General features: G+C 69.4%; 4 protein-coding genes. 2 read left to right on the top strand and 2 right to left on the bottom strand.

Annotated features, from left to right (window positions below; genetic code table 11):
- Together AB8Z36_RS28100 and AB8Z36_RS28095 are read right to left on the bottom strand one after the other, a co-directional pair.
- Nucleotides 1–716 (bottom strand): ABC transporter ATP-binding protein (locus AB8Z36_RS28100; protein WP_369216184.1); only part of this gene is annotated, 716 nt, incomplete at its 3' end.
- A 62-nt stretch (nucleotides 717–778) separates the two neighbouring features.
- Nucleotides 779–1,450: a DUF4097 family beta strand repeat-containing protein gene (locus AB8Z36_RS28095; protein ID WP_369216183.1), complete on the bottom strand. Its 672-nt coding sequence runs from the start codon at nucleotides 1,448–1,450 to the stop codon at nucleotides 779–781.
- Nucleotides 1,451–1,739: 289 nt separating this feature from the next.
- Between AB8Z36_RS28095 and AB8Z36_RS28090 the strand changes: the two genes are divergently transcribed.
- Both AB8Z36_RS28090 and AB8Z36_RS28085 read left to right on the top strand, forming a co-directional pair.
- A complete protein-coding gene (locus AB8Z36_RS28090) occupies nucleotides 1,740–2,504 on the top strand; it encodes a GbsR/MarR family transcriptional regulator (protein WP_369216182.1) in 765 nt (254 codons plus the stop codon).
- Nucleotides 2,505–2,669: 165 nt separating this feature from the next.
- The coding region (locus tag AB8Z36_RS28085; RefSeq protein ID WP_369216181.1) for a helix-turn-helix domain-containing protein at nucleotides 2,670–3,243 on the top strand (574 nt) is incomplete at its 3' end.

Below are 3,243 nucleotides of genomic sequence, written 5' to 3'. Positions count from 1 at the left end.
GTGAAGCGGAGGCGGATGTGGCCTCCGGGGATGAGCCGCTTGAGTTCCTCGGCGCTGCCTTCGGCGGCGATCTTGCCGTTGTTCAGGACGGCGATACGGTCGGCGAGCTGGTCCGCCTCTTCCAGGTACTGCGTGGTGAGGAAGACCGTCACTCCGCCGGTGACCAGTTCGCGGATGATGCCCCACATGTTGTGGCGTGAGCGTGGGTCGAGGCCGGTGGTGGGTTCGTCGAGGAAGATGATGCGGGGGTCGCCGACGAGGGTCATGGCGATGTCGAGGCGGCGCTTCATGCCGCCGGAGTAGCTGGCTGCGGGCTTCTTGGCGGCTTCCACCAGGTCGAAGCGTTCCAGGAGTTCGGCGGCGATCCGCCGTCCCTCGCGCTTGGGCAGGTGGTGCAGGTCGGCCATGAGGAGCATGTTCTCCTCGCCGGTGATCAGGCCGTCGACGGCGGAGAACTGGCCGGTGACGCCGATGGAGGCGCGGACGGCCTGTGGGTCTTTGGTGAGGTCGTGGCCGCCGACCTGGATCGGTCCGGAGCCCGGGCCTGCGGGGATCAGGGTGGAGAGGATCTTGACGGCGGTGGTCTTGCCCGCGCCGTTCGGGCCGAGCAGGGAGAAGACCGTGCCGTGCGGGACGGTGATGTCGATGCCGTCCAGGACGTTCTTGTCGCCGTATGACTTGCGCAGCCCGTTCGCCGCGATGGCCAAGCTGGTCATGAGAGGGATTCCTTCGAGAGGGCTGCGGAGGCGCAGGCTGCGGGGTGCTGGGGTCGTGGGGTTCAGAGGCTGCGGGCGGTGATGTCGCCCTGCTGGGTGGTGGCCTTGATGGTCAGGGCGGCGTCGCCGCCGTCGGTGTTCTTCAGCGTGTTGTCGATGCGGCCGACGCCGGTGCCCGCGTCGAGGGCGGCGGAGGTCCCGTGGGCGGCGATGACGGTGATGTCGCCCTGCTGGGCGCTCAGCTGGAGGTGGCCGCTCACGGCTTCGGCGATGTTCACGTCGCCCTGCTGGGTGCTGATCTCGCCCGGTCCGGTCAGCCGGCCGACGGTGATGTGGGCGTCGAGGCCGGTGAGGCGGGCGCTGGCGGCTTCGTCGACCTTGACGGTGCCGGAGCCGCCTTCGAAGGCCACGTCGCCGAGCCGTCCGACGCCGCGGAACTCCGCTGCGGCGGCCTTGGCCTCGATGTGGGAGCCGGCCGGGAGCTGGACGGTGACTTCGAGGGCTCCGGTGTTGCCGACCAGCCGGTTCTTCGCCTCGGGGGCCTTGATGCTCAGGACGCCGTCGGTGTAGGTGACCTCGCTCTGCTCGGCCGCCTTGACGTCCCGGTTCTTCGAGGCGTCGGCGGGGCGGACCTCGACCGTGGTGTCGGCGCGGTCGGCGGCGATGATCTGGATGCGTCCGGCGGAGATCTCCAGGACGGCGGAGACGGGGGCGGGGGTGGCGAACTTCTGCATGGTGTGCTCCTTGGTTTCTGTCTGCGGCGCTTCTTTTCCGATGACGCAAACGCTACGTTGCATTCACTGTTCCGGCAACACTCAAGTTGCACTGCAACACAGTAGTGCCAGCTCAGAGCACATATTTCATTGCAACGACTTAACGCTTAACGCAACAACCCACCCCCGTTTCGTTGCAATGGATTGCCGGTGAACGCTATGCTTGGACTTCACGGGCGCCGATACGGGTCCCGATACCCAGCACCGGCGCAGAGCGCGGCACACACGTAAGCGACGAGGAGACATCGCGATGCCAGGCGGCAGGCTCACCCAGCAGGAACGTCAGCAGATCGCGCTGGGCCTGGCCGACGGTCTCGCCTACGCGGAGATCGCCCGGGGCCTGGACCGCCCGACGTCGACCATCACGCGGGAGGTCATGCGCAACGGCGGCCCCACCGCCTACCGTTCCGACCTCGCCCATCGCGCCACCGAACAGCGCGCCCATCGCCGCAAGCAGGCCGCGCCCCGTGCGGCCGATGCCGTGCCGCGGCACCCCGGGCGCGACTCCGAGGCCGTGGGCGAGTTCGAGGAGGTGTTCACCACCGTGATCATGGCCTCGGGCATGCCCAAGATGATGGCCAGGGTGCTGGCCTGTCTCACTCTCACCGACTCGGGCAGCCTCACCGCCTCCGAGCTCGTCCAGCGTCTTGAGGTCAGTCCGGCGTCCGTCTCCAAGGCGGTCACCTTCCTCGACGAGCAGGGCTTCGTCCGCCGGGAGCGTGATGAGCGCCGCCGCGAGCGCTATGTCGTCGACGATGACGTCTGGTACCAGTCGATGATGGTCAGCGCCCGGTCCATGAATCAGGTGGTGGCGACCGCGCGGCAGGGCGTCTCCGTCCTCGGCCGCGACACACCGGCCGCCGCCCGCCTGGAGAACGTCGCCCGCTTCCTGGACTTCGTCTCCGAGAGCATGTCGCGCGCCGCGGGCCAGGCCCGCGACATCCTCCACACCAAGCCCGAACCACGTCCCGACGAGGACGCCGAGGACCCCGGCACGGCCACACCACACGCATGACCGATGCGCGGTTGGTGTGCGGCTGCATGCGCGGTTGATGTGCGGTTCGGTGCGCGGTTGGTGCGCGCCCCATGTGCGGTTCGATGCGCGATTGATGCGTGATCCGTGCGCGTTTCATGTGCGTTTTGATGTGCGGTCCAGGTAGCGTCGGCTGCGGAGGTGCCCGTGTCCGACGAGGAATACGTGCTGTTCAGCGCGGTGGACGACCTGCTTGAGCAGGTCACGCTCGAACCGCTGCCCGAGCCCGCCGAACGCAAGCGGCTGCGCGAGGCGGCCGGACTGAGCCAGACCCAGATCGCCAAGGCACTGGACTCGCGCCGGGAGGCGGTGAGCAACTGGGAGTCCGGCAAGAGCGAGCCGCGCGGGTCCAAGCGAGCCGCCTACGCAAGGCTCCTGGAGGGCCTTGCGGCGCGCTTCCCCGCCCCGGCGGCCTCCGGGGCCACTCGGCCCCCCGCAGGCCCGCAGACGGCCGCTGGTGGCCGTGAGGCGGCGGGGGCAGCCGCTGTCGTACCGCAGTCCGCTCCCGTACCGCAGTCCATCCCCACCCCGGAGCCGGAGCCGGGTTCCAGTGCGGGGCGGGCGGAAGCAGGCYCCCCGCACCCCCGTCCGTCCTCCGCCTCCTACTCGAAGCGTCCGGCCCCGCGGAAGACGGCCGCCAGGAGCACCCCCGCATCCGCCGCATCCGCCCCCGATCCCCGCTTCCAGAACGGTCCCCTCGCGGTGGTCGACTGTGGTGAGG

It is taken from the genome of Streptomyces flavofungini (genome assembly GCF_041028215.1).
GTDB lineage: Bacteria > Actinomycetota > Actinomycetes > Streptomycetales > Streptomycetaceae > Streptomyces > Streptomyces flavofungini_B.
The sequence above is the reverse complement of the archived record's forward strand: the minus strand, read 5'-3'. Positions and strand labels throughout refer to the sequence as shown.

What these genes read in the sequence shown, in the direction of transcription:
- AB8Z36_RS28095 (WP_369216183.1), bottom strand. Translation starts at nt 1,450, where the DNA reads ATGCAGAAGTTCGCCACCCCCGCCCCCGTCTCCGCCGTCCTGGAGATC.
- AB8Z36_RS28090 (WP_369216182.1), top strand. Translation starts at nt 1,740, where the DNA reads ATGCCAGGCGGCAGGCTCACCCAGCAGGAACGTCAGCAGATCGCGCTG.